21 protein-coding genes and 2 pseudogenes are annotated in these 18,592 nt (G+C 55.3%); 10 read left to right on the top strand and 13 right to left on the bottom strand.

The features are described 5' to 3' along the window. Positions 1-2: 2 nt before the first annotated feature. From KGA81_RS06035 to KGA81_RS06010, 6 genes are all read left to right on the top strand, one after another. Entirely contained in the window at positions 3-320 is a 318-nt protein-coding gene (locus KGA81_RS06035) for a YciI family protein (RefSeq protein WP_223544989.1), read from the top strand. Beyond that, a complete protein-coding gene (locus KGA81_RS06030) occupies positions 317-682 on the top strand; it encodes a Rieske (2Fe-2S) protein (RefSeq protein ID WP_223544988.1) in 366 nt (121 codons plus the stop codon). Before KGA81_RS06035 ends, KGA81_RS06030 begins: the two co-directional genes overlap by 4 nt. Positions 683-737: 55 nt before the next feature. Beyond that, entirely contained in the window at positions 738-1,193 is a 456-nt protein-coding gene (locus KGA81_RS06025; protein WP_223544987.1) for a YMGG-like glycine zipper-containing protein, read from the top strand. A gap of 288 nt (positions 1,194-1,481) precedes the next feature. Next, positions 1,482-3,092, top strand: coding sequence for a mechanosensitive ion channel family protein (locus tag KGA81_RS06020; RefSeq protein ID WP_223544986.1), 1,611 nt, complete (start codon positions 1,482-1,484; stop codon positions 3,090-3,092). A 179-nt stretch (positions 3,093-3,271) separates the two neighbouring features. Further along, entirely contained in the window at positions 3,272-3,544 is a 273-nt protein-coding gene (locus KGA81_RS06015; protein WP_223544985.1) for a CopG family ribbon-helix-helix protein, read from the top strand. Beyond that, positions 3,544-3,819, top strand: a complete 276-nt coding sequence (locus KGA81_RS06010) for a type II toxin-antitoxin system RelE/ParE family toxin (protein ID WP_223544984.1) — start codon at positions 3,544-3,546, stop codon at positions 3,817-3,819. The genes KGA81_RS06015 and KGA81_RS06010 overlap by 1 nt, the downstream gene beginning before the upstream one ends. A 116-nt stretch (positions 3,820-3,935) precedes the next feature. On the opposite strand, the gene KGA81_RS06005 is transcribed toward KGA81_RS06010, so the two are convergent. From KGA81_RS06005 to KGA81_RS05965, 9 genes are all read right to left on the bottom strand, one after another. Further along, entirely contained in the window at positions 3,936-4,436 is a 501-nt protein-coding gene (locus KGA81_RS06005) for an outer membrane beta-barrel protein (protein ID WP_223544983.1), read from the bottom strand. 70 nt (positions 4,437-4,506) lie between these two features. Further along, positions 4,507-6,102 carry an EAL domain-containing protein gene (locus tag KGA81_RS06000; RefSeq protein WP_223544982.1) on the bottom strand — a complete coding sequence of 532 codons (1,596 nt, stop codon included), beginning with the start codon at positions 6,100-6,102 and terminating at the stop codon, positions 4,507-4,509. A 235-nt stretch (positions 6,103-6,337) separates the two neighbouring features. Continuing rightward, positions 6,338-7,303, bottom strand: a complete 966-nt coding sequence (locus KGA81_RS05995; protein ID WP_223544981.1) for a helix-turn-helix domain-containing protein — start codon at positions 7,301-7,303, stop codon at positions 6,338-6,340. 126 nt (positions 7,304-7,429) lie between these two features. Beyond that, positions 7,430-7,762 (bottom strand): hypothetical protein, encoded by a 333-nt coding sequence (locus KGA81_RS05990; protein WP_223544980.1) that lies wholly within the window; start codon positions 7,760-7,762, stop codon positions 7,430-7,432. A 178-nt stretch (positions 7,763-7,940) separates the two neighbouring features. Further along, positions 7,941-8,231, bottom strand: a complete 291-nt coding sequence (locus tag KGA81_RS05985) for a hypothetical protein (RefSeq protein ID WP_223545195.1) — start codon at positions 8,229-8,231, stop codon at positions 7,941-7,943. Positions 8,232-8,423: 192 nt separating this feature from the next. Further along, positions 8,424-8,906 carry a hypothetical protein gene (locus KGA81_RS05980; protein WP_223544979.1) on the bottom strand — a complete coding sequence of 161 codons (483 nt, stop codon included), beginning with the start codon at positions 8,904-8,906 and terminating at the stop codon, positions 8,424-8,426. Further along, entirely contained in the window at positions 8,903-9,718 is an 816-nt protein-coding gene (locus tag KGA81_RS05975; RefSeq protein WP_223544978.1) for a transcriptional regulator, read from the bottom strand. Before KGA81_RS05975 ends, KGA81_RS05980 begins: the two co-directional genes overlap by 4 nt. Before the next feature lie 1,376 nt (positions 9,719-11,094). Then, positions 11,095-11,559: a hypothetical protein gene (locus KGA81_RS05970; RefSeq protein WP_411736539.1), complete on the bottom strand. Its 465-nt coding sequence runs from the start codon at positions 11,557-11,559 to the stop codon at positions 11,095-11,097. 112 nt (positions 11,560-11,671) lie between these two features. Further along, on the bottom strand, positions 11,672-12,352 hold the full coding sequence (locus tag KGA81_RS05965; protein ID WP_223544977.1) for a DUF3313 domain-containing protein: 681 nt from the start codon (positions 12,350-12,352) through the stop codon (positions 11,672-11,674). 307 nt (positions 12,353-12,659) lie between these two features. Here KGA81_RS05965 and KGA81_RS05960 point away from each other — a divergent pair, with 307 nt between their 5' ends. The 4 genes and pseudogenes from KGA81_RS05960 to KGA81_RS05945 all read left to right on the top strand — a co-directional run bounded on the left by KGA81_RS05960 (position 12,660) and on the right by KGA81_RS05945 (position 15,738). Continuing rightward, a complete protein-coding gene (locus KGA81_RS05960) occupies positions 12,660-13,460 on the top strand; it encodes a transporter (RefSeq protein WP_411736542.1) in 801 nt (266 codons plus the stop codon). Positions 13,461-13,494: 34 nt separating this feature from the next. Next, positions 13,495-13,563: pseudogene (locus KGA81_RS05955) on the top strand (GFA family protein); the annotation flags it as partial. Positions 13,564-13,840: 277 nt separating this feature from the next. Beyond that, positions 13,841-14,815: a quinone oxidoreductase family protein gene (locus KGA81_RS05950; protein WP_223545193.1), complete on the top strand. Its 975-nt coding sequence runs from the start codon at positions 13,841-13,843 to the stop codon at positions 14,813-14,815. After that, on the top strand, positions 14,812-15,738 hold the full coding sequence (locus tag KGA81_RS05945; RefSeq protein WP_223544975.1) for a LysR family transcriptional regulator: 927 nt from the start codon (positions 14,812-14,814) through the stop codon (positions 15,736-15,738). The genes KGA81_RS05950 and KGA81_RS05945 overlap by 4 nt, the downstream gene beginning before the upstream one ends. Before the next feature lie 87 nt (positions 15,739-15,825). Here the strand turns inward: KGA81_RS05945 and KGA81_RS05940 are convergent, their stop codons facing one another. From KGA81_RS05940 to KGA81_RS05925, 4 genes and pseudogenes are all read right to left on the bottom strand, one after another. Continuing rightward, positions 15,826-16,629 (bottom strand): 2OG-Fe(II) oxygenase, encoded by an 804-nt coding sequence (locus KGA81_RS05940; protein ID WP_223544974.1) that lies wholly within the window; start codon positions 16,627-16,629, stop codon positions 15,826-15,828. An 83-nt stretch (positions 16,630-16,712) separates the two neighbouring features. Continuing rightward, positions 16,713-17,522, bottom strand: coding sequence for a glycosyltransferase (locus tag KGA81_RS05935; RefSeq protein ID WP_223544973.1), 810 nt, complete (start codon positions 17,520-17,522; stop codon positions 16,713-16,715). 276 nt (positions 17,523-17,798) lie between these two features. Beyond that, positions 17,799-18,014: pseudogene (locus KGA81_RS05930) on the bottom strand (helix-turn-helix domain-containing protein); the annotation flags it as partial. 27 nt (positions 18,015-18,041) lie between these two features. Continuing rightward, positions 18,042-18,440 (bottom strand): hypothetical protein, encoded by a 399-nt coding sequence (locus KGA81_RS05925; protein WP_223544971.1) that lies wholly within the window; start codon positions 18,438-18,440, stop codon positions 18,042-18,044. Positions 18,441-18,592 lie beyond the last annotated feature (152 nt).

The following is an 18,592-nucleotide window of genomic DNA, read 5'->3' as shown; positions in this document are numbered from 1 at the left end:
TCATGGGCCAGTTCTTTGCGGTATTTGCCACGGATCATTCGGACAGTCAGGCGCTGCGCCAGCGTCTGCGGCCCAGTCACCAGGCGCATTTGCGTGCCACTGGGGACCATCGGGTCGTCGTGCGCCTGGGCGGTCCGATTCTTGACGATGCCGGCGCGTCGATGACTGGCACGTTGCTGGTCATCGAGGCGGGCAGCCTGCCGGAGGTGCAAGCGTTCATGCAGGACGATCCCTACGTGCAGGCGGGCCTGTTCGCCAGCATTCAGATTCGCCCCTGGCACTGGAGCCTGGGCAACCCGGAACTGCGCGGTTTTCCATGACCACCATTACCTTGTGCCAACTCGACGATATTGCCGACGGTGGGGCATTGGGACTGCCGCAGCACCAGCAATTGCATCCCGCCGGGCTGGTGGCGGTGCGTCAGGGCGAACAGGTGTGGGTGTACGTCAATCGCTGCCCGCATTTCTCGGTACCGCTGGACTTCAATCCGCAGCAGTTCTGCACGTATCGCGGCAAGATCCTGATGTGCGCCCATCACAGCGCGATGTTTCGTTACGACGACGGGCACTGCATCGACGGCCCGTGTAAAGGCGCGCAACTGGAGGCCGTGCCGGTGCGTTGGATCGACGACCGACTGGTGATGGAGATCGAGCCCACCGCCGGTCAGCAACCGGGCGGCTGATGGAGGCTGATCTAAACTCCTGTTGGGGGTGAACCACGTTCATCCGGAGATCATCATGAAAAAATTGTCACCCATCAGTCTGTGTCTCGCCCTGTCGGTTTTGAGTGCCCCGGGATGGGCCCAATCGGTGGTGCCGATGAAAGGGCAGAGTTCGCAACAAACCCAGGCCGACATCAACGAATGCAACAGCATCGCCAACAATCAGGCTGCATCGACGTCTTCGACGCCATCCGGCGGGCGGCTCAAAGGGGCGGCCGCGGGGGCTGCTGCCGGCGCCGTGGCGTCTGGTGTGCGCAGTAATCAGCACGATGCGTTTGATGATCGTGTCGACAGTGACGTGAAACAGAACGTCCGCCAGGACCGCGCCAAGGAAACCGCCGCGGCCGGTATGGTGGTCGGTGGTTCGCGTCAGCGTCAGGAGCGCCGGGAGCAGTCGAAAACCACCCAGGCGAACACCACGACGGCTTACACCAGCTGTCTGCAGGGCAAGGGGTATCAGGTCAATCCTTGAGTCAGGTACGCAACACACTGTAGGAGCGAGCTTGCTCGCGATGGCGGCGGCACATTCAACGTCCCGGTGCCTGACCCACCGCTATCGCGAGCAAGCTCGCTCCCACAGGGATTTTCAGTGTTTCGTGAATGCGATCCAGAGCACAGCTTTCGGGGCTTGAGCTCGCTGTTTCAAAGAGACAGACGGGTAAGGAAACGGCCTGTAGCTCCAATCTGACAACCGTTCATCGGTGAACTACGCTGCGATACGTACCCTCGATCTGAATTTCGTGACGTAAGGATCCGACACATGCGGAGCAGGCTGCTCGCTGTAATGTTTACTGTTTTCGGGATGTTTTGGTCGGTACAGTCGTGGGCCGAAGACGCACCGAAAGTGGTCGATGCTCCCCTAGAATTGAAAGTGGCCAACCGCAGCATCATGGCGTTTCAGGCAACCACCCTCGGTGAAGCCCCGGCCTCGCGGGTCAAACGGGCGAAAGCGGTGATCGGCGAGGCGCTGGATGATGCCGACGATCTCAATGTCGCCATCGACCCGATCATGGAAAGCTACATGGTGCTGCTGGGTAGCCGGCGCGCCTTTATCGTTTCGCCCAAGGATATCGACGGGACCGAATACGACTCGGTACAGCAGGCCGCCGAAGCCGCGGCTGCCAGGCTGCGTCAGGTCATCGCCGAAACCCGGGAAGCCCGCAACCTGCAATTGATTCTGCGCTCCGCACTCGCCGCGTTGATCGCCACCGGCGTTTACATCGGTTTGCTGTTCGGTATGTTGTTTGTGCGGCGCAAAGTGCTGAAGAAACTGCCCGAACTGATGCATCGGCACACCCAGGCCCTGAAGGTCGGACGGGTTCCGCTGGTCGACGCCAATTTCCTGTATCCGCTGGCCAGTCGCCTGTTGGAGCTGGTGCGCTGGATCGTCGTGATGCTGTTTACCTACGAATGGCTGGGCTTTGTCCTGTCACGCTTTCCCTATACCCGTCCCTGGGGCGAAAGCCTCAATAACTATCTGCTGGAGCTCGGCGGTTATCTGCTGCAAGGGATTGTCGGCGCCATACCCGGGCTGGGCGTGGCGCTGGCGATCTTCTTTATCGCCCGCGGCGCAACCGCCTTCATGCGGCGGATACTGCGGCGCATGGCTGTACCGGGAACCCTGAGCTGGCTGAACCATGAAACCCTGCAACCCACCCAACGCCTGACGTCCCTGGCGATCTGGCTGTTTGCCCTGGCCATGGCCTATCCGTACTTGCCGGGTGCGGGCACCGATGCTTTCAAAGGCTTGTCGGTGTTGATCGGCCTGATGATTTCCCTGGGCGCCACCAGCGTGGTGGGCCAGGCAGCGGCGGGGTTGATCCTGACCTACACACGAACCCTGCGTCCCGGCGAATTCGTGCGCATTGGCGACTACGAAGGCACGGTGACCGAACTGGGCATGTTTACCACCAGCATTCGCACCGGTCTGGGTGAGGTGCTGACCCTGCCCAACTCGATGATCACCGGCACCGTCACCAAGAACTATTCGCGAGTGGTACAAGGGCCCGGCTACGTGGTCGACACCGTCGTGACCATCGGCTACGACACGCCGTGGCGGCAGGTGGAGGCGATGCTGCTGGAGGCCGCAAAACGCACGCCAGGGGTACTCGAAGTGCCGCCGGCCCAGGTATTCCAGACGGCATTGTCGGACTTCTACCCGGAATACCGGCTAGTGGCCCAGGCCATCCCCAGCCAGCCTCGGCCGCGGGCCGTGCTGCTGAGCATGCTGCACGCCAATATCCAGGATGTGTTCAACGAGTACGGCGTGCAGATCATGTCGCCGCACTACCTGAGCGATCCGCAACAGGAGAAATGGGTGCCCAGGGACAAGTGGTACCCGGCCCCCGCGCAGGAATCGAAGGAGTCCTGATTTCGTCTGAAAGGGAGTTCGCAACATGATCGAGCTTGGGCTGCATGCAATGCGCGATGACCATCTATCGTGCTTGATCACCCTGGGTTATCAGATGTGATTTAAACTGGTTCATATTGAAGCAATCTGAATAACGTTAACCGGTATCCGCTGCATCTCGCGGCACTGGAGCAAATGTCATGGCTACTACCGTCAAAACCCGCTCAGTGACGGCACACGTCCCGGTAGACCTGGCCGAACGGGTTGATGAACTCGCAGAGCGTCTGGATCGTTCTCGAAACTGGATCGTCAAGCAGGCACTTTCGGCGTGGCTGGATCAGGAAGAAGAGCGTAGTCGCCTGACCCGTGAAGCCTTGGCCGATGTGGATGCCGGTCGTGTTATCGACCATCAGGCTGTCCAGGCATGGGCCGAAAGTCTCGGCACAGAATCTCCGTTACCGGTACCGCGCTGATGGAGTTGGAGTGGACTGGCAAGGCGCTTTCTTATGTAGCCCGTTTGTACGAGTTTCTAGCCACCGTCAATCAATCTGCGGCTGTCCATACGGTTCAACAGCTGATTGCTGCTCCAGGCACTTTGCTGGCCAACCCGCGCATTGGAGAGCGTCTGGAGGACTTCGATCCGCGGGATATGCGTCGAATTCTGATCGGCCACTATGAACTTCGATATGAAATTCAGCATTCAACGATCTATCTGCTGCGCTTGTGGCATACACGCGAGCATCGATAGCGTCTGCAAGCAGGATGTCGGGTTGCAAAACGTCATCGCGGGAGCAGGCGGGGCGGGGAGCGCGTGTTGCGCAAAGGGCGTTGAGCGACCGGCAAGGCCGCTCAGTTGTAGCGGTGTTAAAACAGCATATAGGCGGATGCGGTCGTCTGGTTCAGGTCGATCTCGCCGACCTCCAGCACTTCATATTCAGCGCGCAGCCCGATGTTGCGAAAGACATCGACTTCCAGGCCGACACCGTAGGTCAGATCGACCCCGGTATCATCGTCGGTGGCATTGCCGTCGGCGTCCCAGGCGTGAGCACCGACACTGCCGAATACCCGCATCCGATCGCCCAGGGGAAAGCCGACATGGGCGGCAGCCTGGGCCGATTTGCCTTCGAAATCGATATTCTTGTCCTTGAATTGCCCGAGATCGACGTAGGCCCCCTCGAAGGCCAGGTAACTATTGACGCGATACCCGGCATAAACCTTGTAGCTGGTGTCGTCGTCGTCCAGTCTGGATTCGTCGGTCTGAACGCTGCTTACGCCAGCGCCAAGATATAAACCTTTGTCATCGGCGAGCGCTTGAAAAGACAGCAGCGATAGCAGTGAAGCGAAGCCAAGGTTTCGAAGTCGCATGTGTGGTGGAGTCCTTGTACAGGTTTGTCTGGTGTTAGGGTTCGGTGAGCATTTGGAGGGCCATGCAGGGTTAATAGAAGTCATTGATTGATATTTTTGCGTCGTGGGGCGGGATGTTTGCCGGGCATTGAAAGTAGCGTCTTGCCAGCGCTTGAACAGGCAGCGCTTTGCAGAACAACCAGCCTTGCGCCAATACAATCCCCTCCGAAACCAGATGCGGCAGTTGCTCCGGAGTCTCGACACCTTCGGCCACGACCTTGAGTCTTAGCGACTTGGCCAGCCGGGCAATGTGTCGCCACAAGGCATCCTCGGCCGCGATCTTGTCGTCTGCGATGAATGAGCGATCTATTTTCAGAATGTCGAAAGGCAGCGTATCCAGAAGCGAGAGGTTTAAATAGCCGATACCGAAGCCGTCCACGGCAACGCGATGTCCACACGCACGAAGCCGTTGCAATTGCCGGGCGGCAGGCTTGTGATCGAGCAGGGTCCTTTCGGTGATTTCAAAGGCCATGGCGGACACAGGCATGTTGTAGGTTGCCAGCACGCTGGCCACATAGTCCGGGAAGCTCGGGTCCTGAATATCCTGGGCGCAAAGATTGACCGTAATGTAGAAGTCCTTGCACGCCCAAAGGTAGGTGCTGTAATCCTGCGCCACTTGTCGAATCACCGAACGCGTCAGTTCGCGGATCAAGCCAGACTTCTCCGCCACCGCAATGAACACATTCGCAGGTACATGGGTGCCGTTGTCGCTCCAGTGGGACAGTGCTTCGGCACCCACCAGATAGCCCGTCGTCAAATTGACGATAGGCTGGTAGTGAACACCCAGCGTGTTGGCTTTCATGGCATTGCGCAGCCGTACGGCAGTAGAGCTGTAATGCCGTCGGGTATACTTTGCGAGCAAGAGCAGCGCTGCGAACACGCACGCAAGGCCGATGAATAATTTGAATTTGAGACTTGTCAGGTAACTCAACGGCAAAGAAATGACCGAGATCAGTTCATTTCGGTTGCCCGCGAAGGCGATCAGGACCTTGTCTGCCGAGGTAACCAGTTCTTCAAGGTGGTACGGCTTGCCCATCGTCAAGGGCATGGGGCCCGTAGAGGCAATGGGTACTGCGCCGCCGGGGCCGATGAGGTCCAGTTGCAGGTCCTTGGGAAACTTCAAGTTGTCGAGCAGGAGCTTCTTGTTTGCCCAGACGAAGGTCGACTGTTCCGACACAATGATAAAGTCGGTGTCCGCAGAAACTGCGTGACCGGAATCGACCCAGTAACTTCGTTTTCCAACGGAGAACTTGCGCTTCTCGTTGCCGGTCAGTATCGACTGGAGTTCTTGTCCGTAGGAGGAACAGATCTTGCCATTAGGCAACTGAATTGCCGCTTGATCGACAAATCGCAGGTTCTTGACCAGGTCAGCCAGTTGCGAGTACTGCTCGACCGAGCATTCCTGACCCGAACGATCAAGATCGCCGAGGGATTCCAGTACTTTGTCGATCTGCGCATTAGGTTCGACTTGAGCAGCGCGCAGATCGGCATAAATGTTATTCAACTTCCGCGCGATGAATGGCTCAGCCAGCCCTCCAGCACAGAACCATGCAACCCAGCACGTCGCAGCAATCAGGCATACAGTGACTGCGTGCCTTCCTGGTAACGCTTTATATGCGGCAATCATCGAAAAACCCCGAGGTATCAATATTTCACTGTGCACCCTGTAGTCGCGGATTGAAGGTCTTCAGTACCAATCAATTACCCCGGCCAATAAGATGCCGCTTGCATAGGCGGTAATGCACAGAATGATTTTCTGCTTGAGCGGCAGTGTGTTTATTCGATGATGCATGCTTATTTCCTTGAATGGGCAAATAGGCAATGGTGGGGGGCTATGCTTAATCCAGGGAAATCATTAATCATCATTTGCAGGGCTTGGCTGAGTTGCGCCTGGCCGTTTCTGACGGTGTCTCCCCATAAGCAATCTGATACGCCTTGGAAAACCGGCCCAGATGGTGAAAGTTCCAGAACATTGCGGTTTCTGTCACGGTGGGCCAGGTTTTATTGATCAGGTCGCGGCGGGCACTAGCGAGCCTCAGGTTTCTGATGTAGGCGATTGGCGACATCCCGAACGTTTCAATAAAACCAAAATGCAGGGTGCGAGTGGTGGTATCAAGTTGCCTTACCAGCGATTTTATAGAGAGCGTTTTTTTTGTGTTTTCATGAATGTACTGTATGGCTTCTATCGCCACCTTTCTTCTGGTCGGGACTTTGCGGCTGAGACCGCCAGCGGGTGTCAACGACTGCAATAGAGAAACAAGCACTGCATTTTCAATCGCTGAACCCTCTGCTGCGCTGCGTTGTGCCGAGGCCGCGTCGTTGATGTCGACACAGCAAGCGCTGATGGCTTGAATGGCCGATTGTATGAATTGGAAGTTTTCAACCTGGAAACTGTGTTGTGTCCTGTTTGCAAGTACATCTATGACAGCGTGATGTTGGCGGCACCGGTCATAGTTTTCCAGTGTTGTGGTGATGCTGAAAAGTGTTTCATTCGGCTCGCAAGTGTAATGCACCGATTCATCGCTGTGCAGTACGATGATTTCGTCAGGCCGTAGTTTTTGATTGTTGACGACGGGGCGACCAATCGGCGGCTGCGAGATGGCGAATGTCACGAATCCGGCAGGGACAGAACTGACCAGGGTGACGGATGAGTCGAACTCAAGACGACTGCACTGCAGTTCCGGGCTGTGAAAGAGCTTATGTTGCCGAATCCGCGCCTCTTGCTCGCTCGGAATAAGCCTCATTTCCCATTTGCCTATTGTCCTGTTCAGTTGGCTCGGCAAGGCAGAAGATAAATGAAAGATCTCGTCGGGCGGTGCGATACTCATGAAATTGAAGGCTCATCTGTTAAATGATTAGGTCTGGCCTGACGGGCAGTCATGGAGAAGGTACGCGATTGGGCACCCTGTCGGTCGGTGAGGTCGACCCCCATTGCCATTGGCTTTGAACGGGTTTCAGAGTCCCCGGATCAGTTCGAGCTCCGCCGAAAATGCATACTTGCTGTCCAATGGTGAATCGTCCATGTGTTGAACGTTGCGCGGGTCAATTTTCGAACTGAAGATTTGCGACTGGGGTTTCATCGGGTCAATGGCTGCAGCTGTAAAGGAGTAAAAGTCGTCAATACGATAACCGGTTTTTACTTGATAGCTGGTTTTCACTGAACAGGGGACCTTCTTGTTGGTTTCGACACTGGTCAATTTGGCACTGTAGACGCTCTTGTCGTCGGCCATGGCCTTGAGAGAAAGCAATAAACCAAACGATACGGTGACGAAGTTTTTCAGTAGCATCGAGGCGATTTCCTTATGAACGGTTTATTCAGGCAGAGCAGAATGCCAGTTGCATCTCTGCCGCGATCTGGCCTGAAAATAATCTCACCTCGATGGTGCCTGCCAAAGTCAATAACTCATATTTATGAGGTCGTCAGAAGAGGCCAGTCACCACTTGCCCCTGCGAACACAACGCTCCTCAAAGTAGTATGAGCGAGTTGGCGTAGCTCATGCCGATATCACTTTGTGGCGGGGCAGGGAGCGCAGAATCACTGTTGTGCTCGTCCGCATGATACTCATTCTCACTGTGAATTTTCAGATGCGACAGTTTTTGGCGATCATCCGGACTTGTTTCAATTTCATAATATTCAATGGTCGTGCTTTCGACGGAGCGTTCGTCGTGCGCCAACGAATAAAGTGGCATGGCAGACAGAAAAAAAACCGCCAGGAATCCGAAAGTCATCGATTGATGGGGGCGCAGCAAATGCATGGCTTTCACTTGATTCTCCTGTATAGGGCATTGTCCCGGGCGAGAATCAAGCAGGCTCGATTCCAAGGATTATCGGCGAGGGATTTTTGTCAGGAGAGGCGTCTGATTCAAATCAATAAGTATTATTTTTGTCTAAAAACTCTTTGATGTGAACCGGTGCCAGGTGGGCGTCGAGTCGCTGCGGGAGCCCGATCAATGGTTCATGCAGCGCAAACGGCCGAGTTCATGAATGTAAAAACACACGGCGTTTTTATCCTGGGTCGGGATCAATTCGTAGTTTAGAATGGCGCCTTCCTGCAAGACGTATTGACGCCTGAAGAACAGGTCAGGGGTCTTTTCAATGGCAAAAAGTTCATTGTCCTGGCTGAGTTTGATGTTCCTGACTTTGATCTCGACGTGTGCGTTGCCCTCTCCGATTATGTTCGCTGAAATGGTTGCGTTGCGAATTTTTCCATTCAGGCTTTCCAGCGTGGTCCCCGTGAGTCGGCCATGTCCGATAGTGAGATACTCTTCGGTATTGAGTTGATCAAGATCTTCCAGCCATTGTCGGGATTTTGTCTGGTAACTGGTATTTTCCATGTAGTGCGAAGGGGAGTAAACAAGAGAAAAAATGCACAGTGCATTGATCAAGCCTATAAGAGGCCAGTGAACGGCTTGGGAAATTGCGAACTTCATAAGGTGACTTCCAGACATTGACGAATCATCAAGGCGAGGTCTCTTTCGCTGCTGTTCAATTGCAGATTTGCAGTGCTTTGATCCTGGCGGATGCACGAAATGGAATAATTGGCTTTATACAGGTTGATCCAGACCTGGCCCTTCAGGTTTGGCGGTAGCTGTTCAGTTTGTTTGACCGACAGATCCATCAGCGCTTGAGCCTCGGCAAGGTCGCTGCCCACGGCGTGTATGACCAGCCCATTCTTGTCGATGCTGGAAATTTCAATTTTTGGTGCGTCGAAGTCAAATTGAAAAACAGTAAAGGCTGCGACTGCCAGCGTAACGATATAAGCGATCAGCTGGGCTTTTGTAATGCGTGTGGATCCATTGGTATCACCCGGGAGCAGTTCATCACCACCAGCTGGCGGTCGTTGTCCGGGTAGGGAGGCGGGTGGCTGCGTTGTTTGCTCTCGGGGTACGGCTACATCCGCTTCTGCATCGATTACGCATTGCCGGTTGAAGCAATATCCTCGTCGAGGAACAGTCATCAGGATCTCGTGATCCCGACTGTCATTGAGAATATTGCGTAACGAGAAAACCGTCTGGTTCAAACTGCCGGAGGCAACCACGCGGTCATTCCAAGTGTAGTCGATGATTTCATCGCGGCTTTTAGTGACACCTGGCTCCATGAGCAGCAGGTCCAACAGGCGCGACTCAGCTCTACCTAGCGTGGAATTTTGTACCTCTCCATGGGGTGTTGTAATGGAAAGCATGGCGCTGTCCGGGTCGAATACCGCCACGGCGCCATTTTTCAACTTGAAGGTGTAGCTCATATAAATCTTCCGTTCAGGCGGTGCTGGCCTGAGTATAGGGGCCGGATTTGGCTCGGTACATTCTGGTCCGGGAAGTGAACGAAGATGAGGGCCAGGCGGAAGGTGCACTGTGTGTCGCATTTACAATGCCGGACTGGCTCGTTTCAGAGGCGTGCCGTGCGGAAAACAGCCTGGCCTGTCAGCGATATCAGTTCAATCATACAAGGGAAAAGCATTGCTGGATGACCCACGATTTTTGATTTGGACACCGTGAATAATGCTTGGAAAGGGTTATCGGCGCTATCCGAAAACTGCAAGCTCGGGCAGGTGAGTTTACACGCAGCCATGCTGGAATGAACTAACTTCGCTCTTGCGACAGATTTCAATTGCAACCTGAAGTGTCAAGATACAAATCAATGATCGTGTTTTTGTGCGCTTGTCTCATTGAAGACTATTTTTGATTCTGATTAGCTTTGAATCAGTGGCGTTACCGCTTTAAATGGATCTCGAGGAGCGTTGATACACATCGCGTTCATGGTTTGTTTGTCGCGATGTAAACGATCCTCACCTCTCGTTCTACGGCTTTGCCCCGAGTCCTTCCATGAAGGGCCCGGGGCTTTTTTTTGGTTCTTCACGCAATCCCGGGAATTGTGGGAGCGAGCTTGCTCGCGATGGCGGAGTGTCAGGCGGCAGAGATGTTGGCGGTGATGGCCCCATCGCGAGCGAGCTCGCTCCCACAGTGGATTTGCGATGCGCATGTCATTTACGTACACCCGCGATTAATTGTGGGAGCGTGCTCGCGATGGCGGAGTGTCAGGCGGCAGAGATGTTGGCGGTGATGGCCCCATCGCGAGCAAGCTCGCTCCCACAGTGGATTTGCGGTGAGCCCGTCATTTGCGTACACCCGCGATTAATCGTGGGAGCGAGCTTGCTCGCGATGGCGGAGTGTCAGGCGGCAGAGACGTTGGCGGTGATGGCCCCATCGCGAGCAAGCTCGCTCCCACAGTGGATTTGCGATGCGCATGTCATTTACGTACACCCGTGATTAATTGTGGGAGCGAGCTTGCTCGCGATGGCGGAGTGTCAGGCGGCAGAGATGTTGGCTGTGATGGCCCCATCGCGAGCAAGCTCGCTCCCACAGTGGAATTGCGGTGAGCCCGTTATTTGCGTACACCCGCGATTAACTGTAGGAGCCAGCTTGCTGGCGATGGACTCAAGTACGCCGCGTTTATCCGATTTACACGCGTTATCGTTAACGACCATCGCTGGCAAGCCAGTTCCTACAAGGGAGCGTGTCCCACGCTTTTTTTTGAGCGGACGAAGGCGGTCGGAAGCCAGGACGCGAGCAAAACGACAGTGACACCTGCACAAATACTTCAGGCCACTGTCGCCGTCGATCAAGGCAAGACGTCGTAGCCACGTTGTTGCAGGCAGCTGCTGTAGACGGAGTTGTTGGCGGTGATGCTTTGTTCGCTCTGATTCATATTCTGTCGGCGCTCCTGACGTTGCCTGGAGCCCCCCACGACGGCGCCGGCAGCCGCGGCACTGTGCGCGCGGTTCTGGCGATAGTCTTGCTTGGTATCGTTGTCGATCTGGTCATAGAGGTTTTCATGTTGGCGACCGCGAATTTCTGCCGCGGTCGCACCGGCAACCGCGGCGGTTGCGGCGCCTTTCACCCGGCCACCGGATGGCACGGTGCTTTGTACCGGATGTTGCGCGTTGGCCTGGGACTGGCAGGCACTGGTGTCCTGCTGGATGGTCTGGGAGGTCTGATCTTTGAGGGGAATCACGGTTGCAGCCAAGGCGCTGGTGCTCAGCAACATCGTAACGAGCGCTACGTTATGGGCCAGTATTTTCATCATTGAGTCTCACGTCAGGCGTCGGTACGGTTAACGGTTTGTCAGAGGGAAAACACGGCAAGGTATCACATTGAAACCCCATGCAGATCTGCTTGCGATGGGGTTTGCCTGAGCGTCAACGCTTGAGGAGGAGGGCCTGCATATCGTCGGTCATGCCTTTGAGCGCAATCTTGAAGTCGTTGGCAACAATCGGCTGTTCCGCATTCTTGATGGTCTCGCCAAATACCTTGCGAACGATCTTCGCGACTGGCATACCGGTTTTGGCGTCGATCAGGTTGGCTTCGATGTACATCTCGGCAGTCTGATCCCGATGCCCGGTGGCGGCTTGCGTCGCCCCGACAATGGCCCCGATTGGAACGGCCTCGTACCAGTGCATGCCTTCATTATTGGCGCTGACGTGAGTGATCGCCGCTTGCAGGATCAGCGCCCGCGAATCGGTCGGTACCAGCTGCGCATAGGGGACGATTGTGTAGCGTTGGGCAAAGGCGGTCTTGACGCTGTTGCTGGCCATCAATTGCAGGTCTTGCAGCGTCTTCAGGCTGACGCGCGCAGTCGGCTGCGGCGCTGGATACAGCTCCATCTGCCTGAACACCACAGTGGAGTACGCGCGAGGATCGAACCCCGGCGATACCCAGCGCAATACCTTCTGCTCACTCGGCGTAGTTTGCTCCTCCAGGCCCTGATAATTGCCCAGGAAGCCCGAGTATTGCTCTTGCTGCGCCACTTTCGAGACACAGCCGACCTGAAATACACAACTCAAAGCTATACCCGCAATCCATTTATTCGACATGCCCATGTATTTGGTTCTCAAGTGATGAAAGTTGTCATTCGGGTCCCAGCCTGGCGCCAGCCATTTGGCCGGGCGCCTTGTATTCAGGCACTGGAACGCGCCGGTCGGTTACGCAAAGCAGGTGCTTGCGCGCCGGTCAATGCGGGCCGAATGCTGCCTGTAGCAGCGCAATAATCCGAATCAATAACCCTTAAAAACTGTTAAACCCACGGCCAGGAAAGATTGCACATCGACCACAGTTGCCTACGCTAACCCTTTGTAATCCGGCTTCGGCGTCTACAGGTGATTGAGAATGGATGTGAAAGAACGATGGATGGGTAGTGCATCGACACTCGTCGTTGCGTTGGGCTTCATCCCGGTGGCTCAGGCCGACGATTCGGCGGAGTTGGCAAAGAAAGCCCTCAACCCGGTCGCGGCGATGTACAGCCTGCCGGTGCAGTACAACTGGGATCAGAAGATGGGGCCGACCGGGGAGGGCATGCACAGCGTCACCAATATCCAGCCCGTGCTGCCGTTTGCCTTGAACGAAGACTGGAACCTGATCTCTCGCACCATTTTGCCGGTCATCGACCAGCACGGCCTGGCCCCCAATGGCGCGGCGGACAAATCCGGCACCGGCGATATCACGCAGAGTTTTTTCTTCTCGCCGACCAGGCCCACGGACAGTGGCTGGATTCTCGGCGTCGGTCCTGCAATGTTGATACCGACCGGCAGTGACGAACTGCTCAGCAGCGAGCAATGGGGCCTCGGCCCGACGGCGGTGGCGTTGAAACAGTCCAATGGCTGGACCCGAGGCATTCTGGCCAACCATATCTGGGGCCTGGACGACAGCCCGCCGGACGACAAGGAAAAGGTCAACCAGACCTTCCTGCAACCGTTCCTCTCGTACACTACTCATACGTACACGACCTACGGGGTGAACACCGAGTCGACCTACAATTGGCAATCGCGTGAATGGTCGGTGCCGGTCAACCTGACGGTCACCCAACTATTGAGAATCGGCGGCCAACCGCTGACGGTGCAGGCCGGCCCGCGCTACTGGATCGATAGCCCGGAAGACGGCCCGCAGGGCTGGGGCTTTCGCGCCGCCGTGACGCTCCTGTTTCCACGCTGATACGCCGTTTCGGACGGTCTGGAGGAGGCGCCCCATGGACCGATTCACCGGCGGTTGTCTGTGCGGCAAGGTGCGCCTTGTCGCAGCGGGGCACCCGTTCCGGGCGCGAGGCCTGGTTGCCGCCGTTTGCGCTCACACGTCACTACGAACGCGCTCGGGATGCCACGGGGCGTTTTGAGGACCGGCGGCGATAAACTTTGGCGTCTCCATAATTGCCAGGCCCCGCATCGATTTGCGCAATAACCCGTGGTATCAGAAGTATTATTGCTGCAATCTATGCACTAATGATCTGCATTCAACCCGTCTTGTTCATTCCAGGGTCAGTTCTCACACTAGAGGCACTTATATGAAGGCAGCTTCTGACTGAAGGGGAAATGACCATGGTATCTGCGATCCGGTTTAACCAGCCCGGCAATCCTGAAGTACTGAACCTGGAAACACTGAGCGAACAAGCGCCAGGGCCAGGCGAGGTCTGGCTCGAGCAAGAGGCTATTGGTGTCAACTTCCTTGACGTCAGCCAACGAAAGGGCGCGGTGCCCGTTGCGTTGCCATCCGGACTTGGGCTGGAAGGCGCTGGGCGTGTCGCCGTTGTGGGGGCCGGTGTCAGCAATGTGCAAGTTGGAGATCGCGTCGCCTATGCCACCGGCCCCTTGGGTTCCTATGCGTCGGCCCGGCTTTATCCGGCAGAGCGGCTGGTTAAAATTCCAGATTCGTTGTCATTTGACGATGCCGCAGCTGTCATGTTCAAGGGCATCACTGCGCAGTACCTTTTGAAAACCACTTATCCTGTGGGCCCCGGCACAACCATTCTCCTTTACGGTGTGGCTGGAGGGCTGGGGGAAATCATGGTGCCGTGGGCAAAACACTTGGGGGCCACCGTGATCGGCGTGGTATCAAAGCAGGCCAGTGTCGAAAAAGCGCTGGCGTCGGGATGCGATGACGTCCTGGTGTTCGATGCTGACAGCCTGGCATCGAATGTCGCTCGTATCACCAACGGGAAAAAGGTCGACGTCGTCTATGACCCGATAGGGCGTGTTTCTTTCCAGGCCTCCCTGGACAGCTTGCGACCACGGGGTGTGATGGTGTCGTTCGGCGCTTCATCCGGTGCGCCGTCAGCCGTGGAACTGTCGACACTCAACGCCAAAGGTTCGCTGTTCCTGACACGTCCTTCGTTGGCAGCCCATACGGCGAGTGCCTCTGAGTACCAGGAACGAGCGCAGGATGTGTTGGCCGCCATCGGTGCGGGTATCATCAAACCCAGGATCCGGGCTAGCCATTCACTGGCTGACGCAGCATTGGCGCATGCCGGCCTGGAGTCGGGGCGTACATCGGGGGCGATCATTCTAAAACCATGAATCCTGATGTTCTGAACAATCAGCACAGTGACGAAATCGCTGCGTTTCTGGCCGTGGCCTCGCAAGGCTCATTTGTCGGCGCCGGCCGGCTATTGCAGCGACACCCAACCGTCGTCTCGAAGCGGCTCGCGGCCATGGAAAAGCGCCTTGGCGTTCGGCTCGTGGAGCGTTCGACCCGGCAGGTGCGAATTACCGAAGTCGGTGCCAAGCTGGAGCAGCGTCTTCGCTCAGCCATCGAATTGATGAATGAGGCGCAGCAGCAAGCGGCCGAAGGTGCCAGCGAAACTCGGGGTACGTTGCGACTTGCATTGCCCGCAGCCATGGGAAGGCGTTGGCTTGGCCCGATGCTGCCGGAGTTTCTCAAGGCTTATCCGCATGTCTCGATCCTTGCAGACTATAGCGAGCGTCTGGTCGACATCATTGATGAAGGTTTTGACGCTGCCATCCGAATCGGAGAGTTGGAAGACAACCGGTTGATCGCCAGAAAGCTGAGCGATCATCGCCGGATACTGTGTGCCTCGCCTGCTTACATCAGAGAGCACGGCATGCCCGAAACGCCACAGGATCTGGTCAGGCACAATTGCCTTCGCTTCAGCGGTCTTGCGTCTTTTCCTCAGTGGAGACTCCATCGCGGCGATGAGCTGCAGACGGTTTCTCCGAAAGGCAACCTGACGGCCAATGACAGTGAATCATTACTGGCAGCGGCCCGCGCGGGTGCGGGAATACTGGGCGCCGGTGACTGGTTGATGAGTCGTGATATCGTTGCCGGGCGGCTGTTGCATGTCCTGCCTGACTGGCAACTGGATGCCGCTGGTGGGGTCTACCTGGTCAGGCCATCGGCCAAATTTCCCAGTGCCGTGGTCGCCGCCTTCAAACAATGGATCGAGTCAAAGTTCATCCCCGCGCCCCCATGGGCCATTTGATCGACGCTGTCACTGAGCATGGGGGCATATCCTGATTGGCAAGCTAACGCTCAAAAAAGCACGAACTCGATCGTCTGGCGATACAGTTCAGTTTTTCTTCTTGATTAGTTTATTCATGTAGTACTTAAGGCTGAAACGATCTTTTGGCCTTGGTTTGTAGTGGGTTTTGTTTCTTTGTGCAGGATCGATCACCATGGTTCCTGCGGTGTAGTAATAAAGTGCTATAGACCTGCGGGTGATGTGCTCTGGCGTCGTTAAAGGCTCCGGGTGCCCATGATTACTGTCTTTGTCCGTATTGAAAATGACACAACGATTGTAAATCGGCAGGATTTTTTTAAGGCAGGTCTTCATGTCGACATCCCAAAGTTCCAGGTTGCCGCCGTATTCCTCTCGCCAGTCTTCAGTCAGATAAATGATGATATTCAGTCGGCGCTCGACATTGAGCTTTTTATTGAGCCTGAAGTCGGAGTGCACCCCCAGGAAACCACCGCTTTTGGTTTCATGCAGGCCGCCACCGACAAAGTAGGGGTCGGGTATCAAACCTTCGATGCCTGTGAGCTTTTCAAGAAACTGCAACATGGGCGCCGAGTTGAAAATGTTGAAAACAGCTTTCAAATGGGGGGCGCATTCGTTGGGACTGATTTGACGTTTTCGTTGACCTTTATAGCCTCGCTCGTAGAGCATTTCGTTGTTGGTTGGCTCGGTCGGGAAGTGCGAGCAGATACTTGCAATCAGGTCTTCGTGCAAGAAGTTGTCGATGACGATGTGCGGAAATGGCGTAGCCTGAGCATAGCGACTGGTCAATGACTCACCAAAGGCGCTGGCGGCGTTTTGGTCGAAATCAAGCTCCGGGGACAGGGTGATAGGTAGTGCTTGAGTGATGGGGGCCATTACCGCTCCAATAACTTGATATAAAGACTTATAGGTGACGTCAAACAGCGTTGAGCGCACGGCTCATTGCGTCTGTTCGCAGCTTAATTTTTTTTGTCGTCCTTGTTCAGACGCTTAAGGATGTTGTTGTACATTTTGGTTCGTCTATGAGTCTTGTCATAGCCGCCAGCCGCCGCGACAGTGCCGGCCTGAATGTGATCCAGGTAACTGAATATTTTACGCGGCGATAACATTTCAACGACATAGCCAAGCTCGGTCATGCGGTCCTGGAGAGTATAGCCAGGTACACGGTCATCCATCGAAAAATGCAAGTCGTGCTGTTTAATGAGTTTGCAGTTCCACAATGTGCAGAAACTTTTCAAGTAGACTTCTTTGTACGGTTTCGGCTCTCTGGAGCGCAATCCCATCGAGATTTTCAGACGTCGGAAATGATGTTTGAATAGCCGCGAGCTAAAGCGCCAAAAAGTTCTGGTGGTGCCGCGATTTAATTGCTCAACACAACCGACGGCCACGACCTTTGGGTTTTTCAGGCATTTATTCAGCATCATCGGAAAAACATTTTTATCGAAAACAAATGTATCAGTGTGCATCAAGAATAAATAATCAGTGTCAATCCGCTCCAGAACCAGGTCCAGTGCCTTGCCATGCGCGATGTGGCCCGGCTCTGGTTCAGTAACAGAACGCTCGATTAAATTGATCCAGTCAAGCGTTCGTAGATACTCAGTGCTTTCATCGGCAGAATAGTTGTCAACCACCCAAATCGGGACGCCTTTGCTGCCCAGATGTTGGTGCAACAAGTCCAGGCATATCTTGGTTATTTCCGGTGTTTTGTAATTCACTATGACGATACTGAAAGCTTTAGAGCTTTCGGGCGGAGAATCAGGGTTGCTCATTGTTCAGTGCTCAATGGTATTGTATTTAGTTGTAGAAATAGTTGAATCTGCATGCAGATTCTGCTTGGTTTTCTACGCAAAATTGTCGTGGCTATAGAGCACATTTTGTTAGATCGCTTTGTTATGCATAACAACCATAGCTTACTCAGACCTGATGGCGCGCAGTAGAACGGACTTCATCGTATAAGGATCTGCTCTATAGGTAAATATCCGTGACTTGATTCGTTGAATCAGGAGGCTGCTCAGGCGAGCGTCTTGGGGCGGTGTGAACTGAGCTCATTGATCACTCCAGTTCGTCATCCAGCACACGCCACCGCTACTTTTTAGCAGCGAGAAATGATTCGGAGCTACCCCATACCAGCGCTTGAGTGCCTGGGAAAAGCTCGACAGGTCACTCAAACCCAGTCGCTCGGCAACCTCGGTGAGGCTCAAGCGTTCGTCATTGAGCATCTCGGTGGCGCTGCGGCTGCGGGCCTTGGCCAGCAAGGCCCGGAAGGTGCTGCCTTCATCGTGCGGGCACTAGCGACGATAGTAGCGGCGATCGTCCTCGTAGCGGTACCGCATGGCCCGATCCTGGTGGTATTCCCAATCACGATGGCGCAGGGCTTCTCGACGGGCTTGTTCTCTACGCCACTGTTCTCTACGCCAGTCGTCCCGGCGCCAATCGTCTCTACGATCGTGCCAACGGCCGTCATGCCAGTATCGGTCGTCATGGGCAAGCAATGGCCCTGGCTGCTTGCCGGCCATGCTGGCCAGGGTCGGCCAAGGGTTGCCGGCAGCCTGGACCGGAACCTGAACGGCTGCGACTTCAGTTGCAAAAACAGAGCTTGAGGTCTTCATCTGTGTTGCTGATGCCGAGCCCATTGCCGCGAACGCGAACAGGCCGAAGAGCACCATCCGTGGGTCATGGAATTTCATGAGCGAAGAAAACCTCTGGTTGACATTTGGGGGTATGGCCATCTGGCTGCGGGAGGCCTGCGAGCTCGCGCTTACCGAGCGGATGTGCCTACCCACATAGACCGATAAATAAGGAAAAGTTCTAGGGGGAGCGTTCTCAATTAGTTTTCACG

Source organism: Pseudomonas sp. A-B-19 (genome assembly GCF_019947515.1).
Classification (GTDB): Bacteria; Pseudomonadota; Gammaproteobacteria; order Pseudomonadales; family Pseudomonadaceae; genus Aquipseudomonas.
Note: the sequence above shows the minus strand (reverse complement) of the source record. Positions and strands in the feature narration are given on the sequence as shown.

What these genes read in the sequence shown, in the direction of transcription:
- KGA81_RS06035 (WP_223544989.1), top strand. Translation starts at nt 3, where the DNA reads ATGGGCCAGTTCTTTGCGGTATTTGCCACGGATCATTCGGACAGTCAG.
- KGA81_RS06030 (WP_223544988.1), top strand. Translation starts at nt 317, where the DNA reads ATGACCACCATTACCTTGTGCCAACTCGACGATATTGCCGACGGTGGG.
- KGA81_RS06025 (WP_223544987.1), top strand. Translation starts at nt 738, where the DNA reads ATGAAAAAATTGTCACCCATCAGTCTGTGTCTCGCCCTGTCGGTTTTG.
- KGA81_RS06020 (WP_223544986.1), top strand. Translation starts at nt 1,482, where the DNA reads ATGCGGAGCAGGCTGCTCGCTGTAATGTTTACTGTTTTCGGGATGTTT.
- KGA81_RS06015 (WP_223544985.1), top strand. Translation starts at nt 3,272, where the DNA reads ATGGCTACTACCGTCAAAACCCGCTCAGTGACGGCACACGTCCCGGTA.
- KGA81_RS06010 (WP_223544984.1), top strand. Translation starts at nt 3,544, where the DNA reads ATGGAGTTGGAGTGGACTGGCAAGGCGCTTTCTTATGTAGCCCGTTTG.
- KGA81_RS06005 (WP_223544983.1), bottom strand. Translation starts at nt 4,436, where the DNA reads ATGCGACTTCGAAACCTTGGCTTCGCTTCACTGCTATCGCTGCTGTCT.
- KGA81_RS06000 (WP_223544982.1), bottom strand. Translation starts at nt 6,102, where the DNA reads ATGATTGCCGCATATAAAGCGTTACCAGGAAGGCACGCAGTCACTGTA.
- KGA81_RS05995 (WP_223544981.1), bottom strand. Translation starts at nt 7,303, where the DNA reads ATGAGTATCGCACCGCCCGACGAGATCTTTCATTTATCTTCTGCCTTG.
- KGA81_RS05990 (WP_223544980.1), bottom strand. Translation starts at nt 7,762, where the DNA reads ATGCTACTGAAAAACTTCGTCACCGTATCGTTTGGTTTATTGCTTTCT.
- KGA81_RS05985 (WP_223545195.1), bottom strand. Translation starts at nt 8,231, where the DNA reads ATGCATTTGCTGCGCCCCCATCAATCGATGACTTTCGGATTCCTGGCG.
- KGA81_RS05980 (WP_223544979.1), bottom strand. Translation starts at nt 8,906, where the DNA reads ATGAAGTTCGCAATTTCCCAAGCCGTTCACTGGCCTCTTATAGGCTTG.
- KGA81_RS05975 (WP_223544978.1), bottom strand. Translation starts at nt 9,718, where the DNA reads ATGAGCTACACCTTCAAGTTGAAAAATGGCGCCGTGGCGGTATTCGAC.
- KGA81_RS05970 (WP_411736539.1), bottom strand. Translation starts at nt 11,559, where the DNA reads ATGATGAAAATACTGGCCCATAACGTAGCGCTCGTTACGATGTTGCTG.
- KGA81_RS05965 (WP_223544977.1), bottom strand. Translation starts at nt 12,352, where the DNA reads ATGGGCATGTCGAATAAATGGATTGCGGGTATAGCTTTGAGTTGTGTA.
- KGA81_RS05960 (WP_411736542.1), top strand. Translation starts at nt 12,660, where the DNA reads ATGGGTAGTGCATCGACACTCGTCGTTGCGTTGGGCTTCATCCCGGTG.
- KGA81_RS05950 (WP_223545193.1), top strand. Translation starts at nt 13,841, where the DNA reads ATGGTATCTGCGATCCGGTTTAACCAGCCCGGCAATCCTGAAGTACTG.
- KGA81_RS05945 (WP_223544975.1), top strand. Translation starts at nt 14,812, where the DNA reads ATGAATCCTGATGTTCTGAACAATCAGCACAGTGACGAAATCGCTGCG.
- KGA81_RS05940 (WP_223544974.1), bottom strand. Translation starts at nt 16,629, where the DNA reads ATGGCCCCCATCACTCAAGCACTACCTATCACCCTGTCCCCGGAGCTT.
- KGA81_RS05935 (WP_223544973.1), bottom strand. Translation starts at nt 17,522, where the DNA reads ATGAGCAACCCTGATTCTCCGCCCGAAAGCTCTAAAGCTTTCAGTATC.
- KGA81_RS05925 (WP_223544971.1), bottom strand. Translation starts at nt 18,440, where the DNA reads ATGAAATTCCATGACCCACGGATGGTGCTCTTCGGCCTGTTCGCGTTC.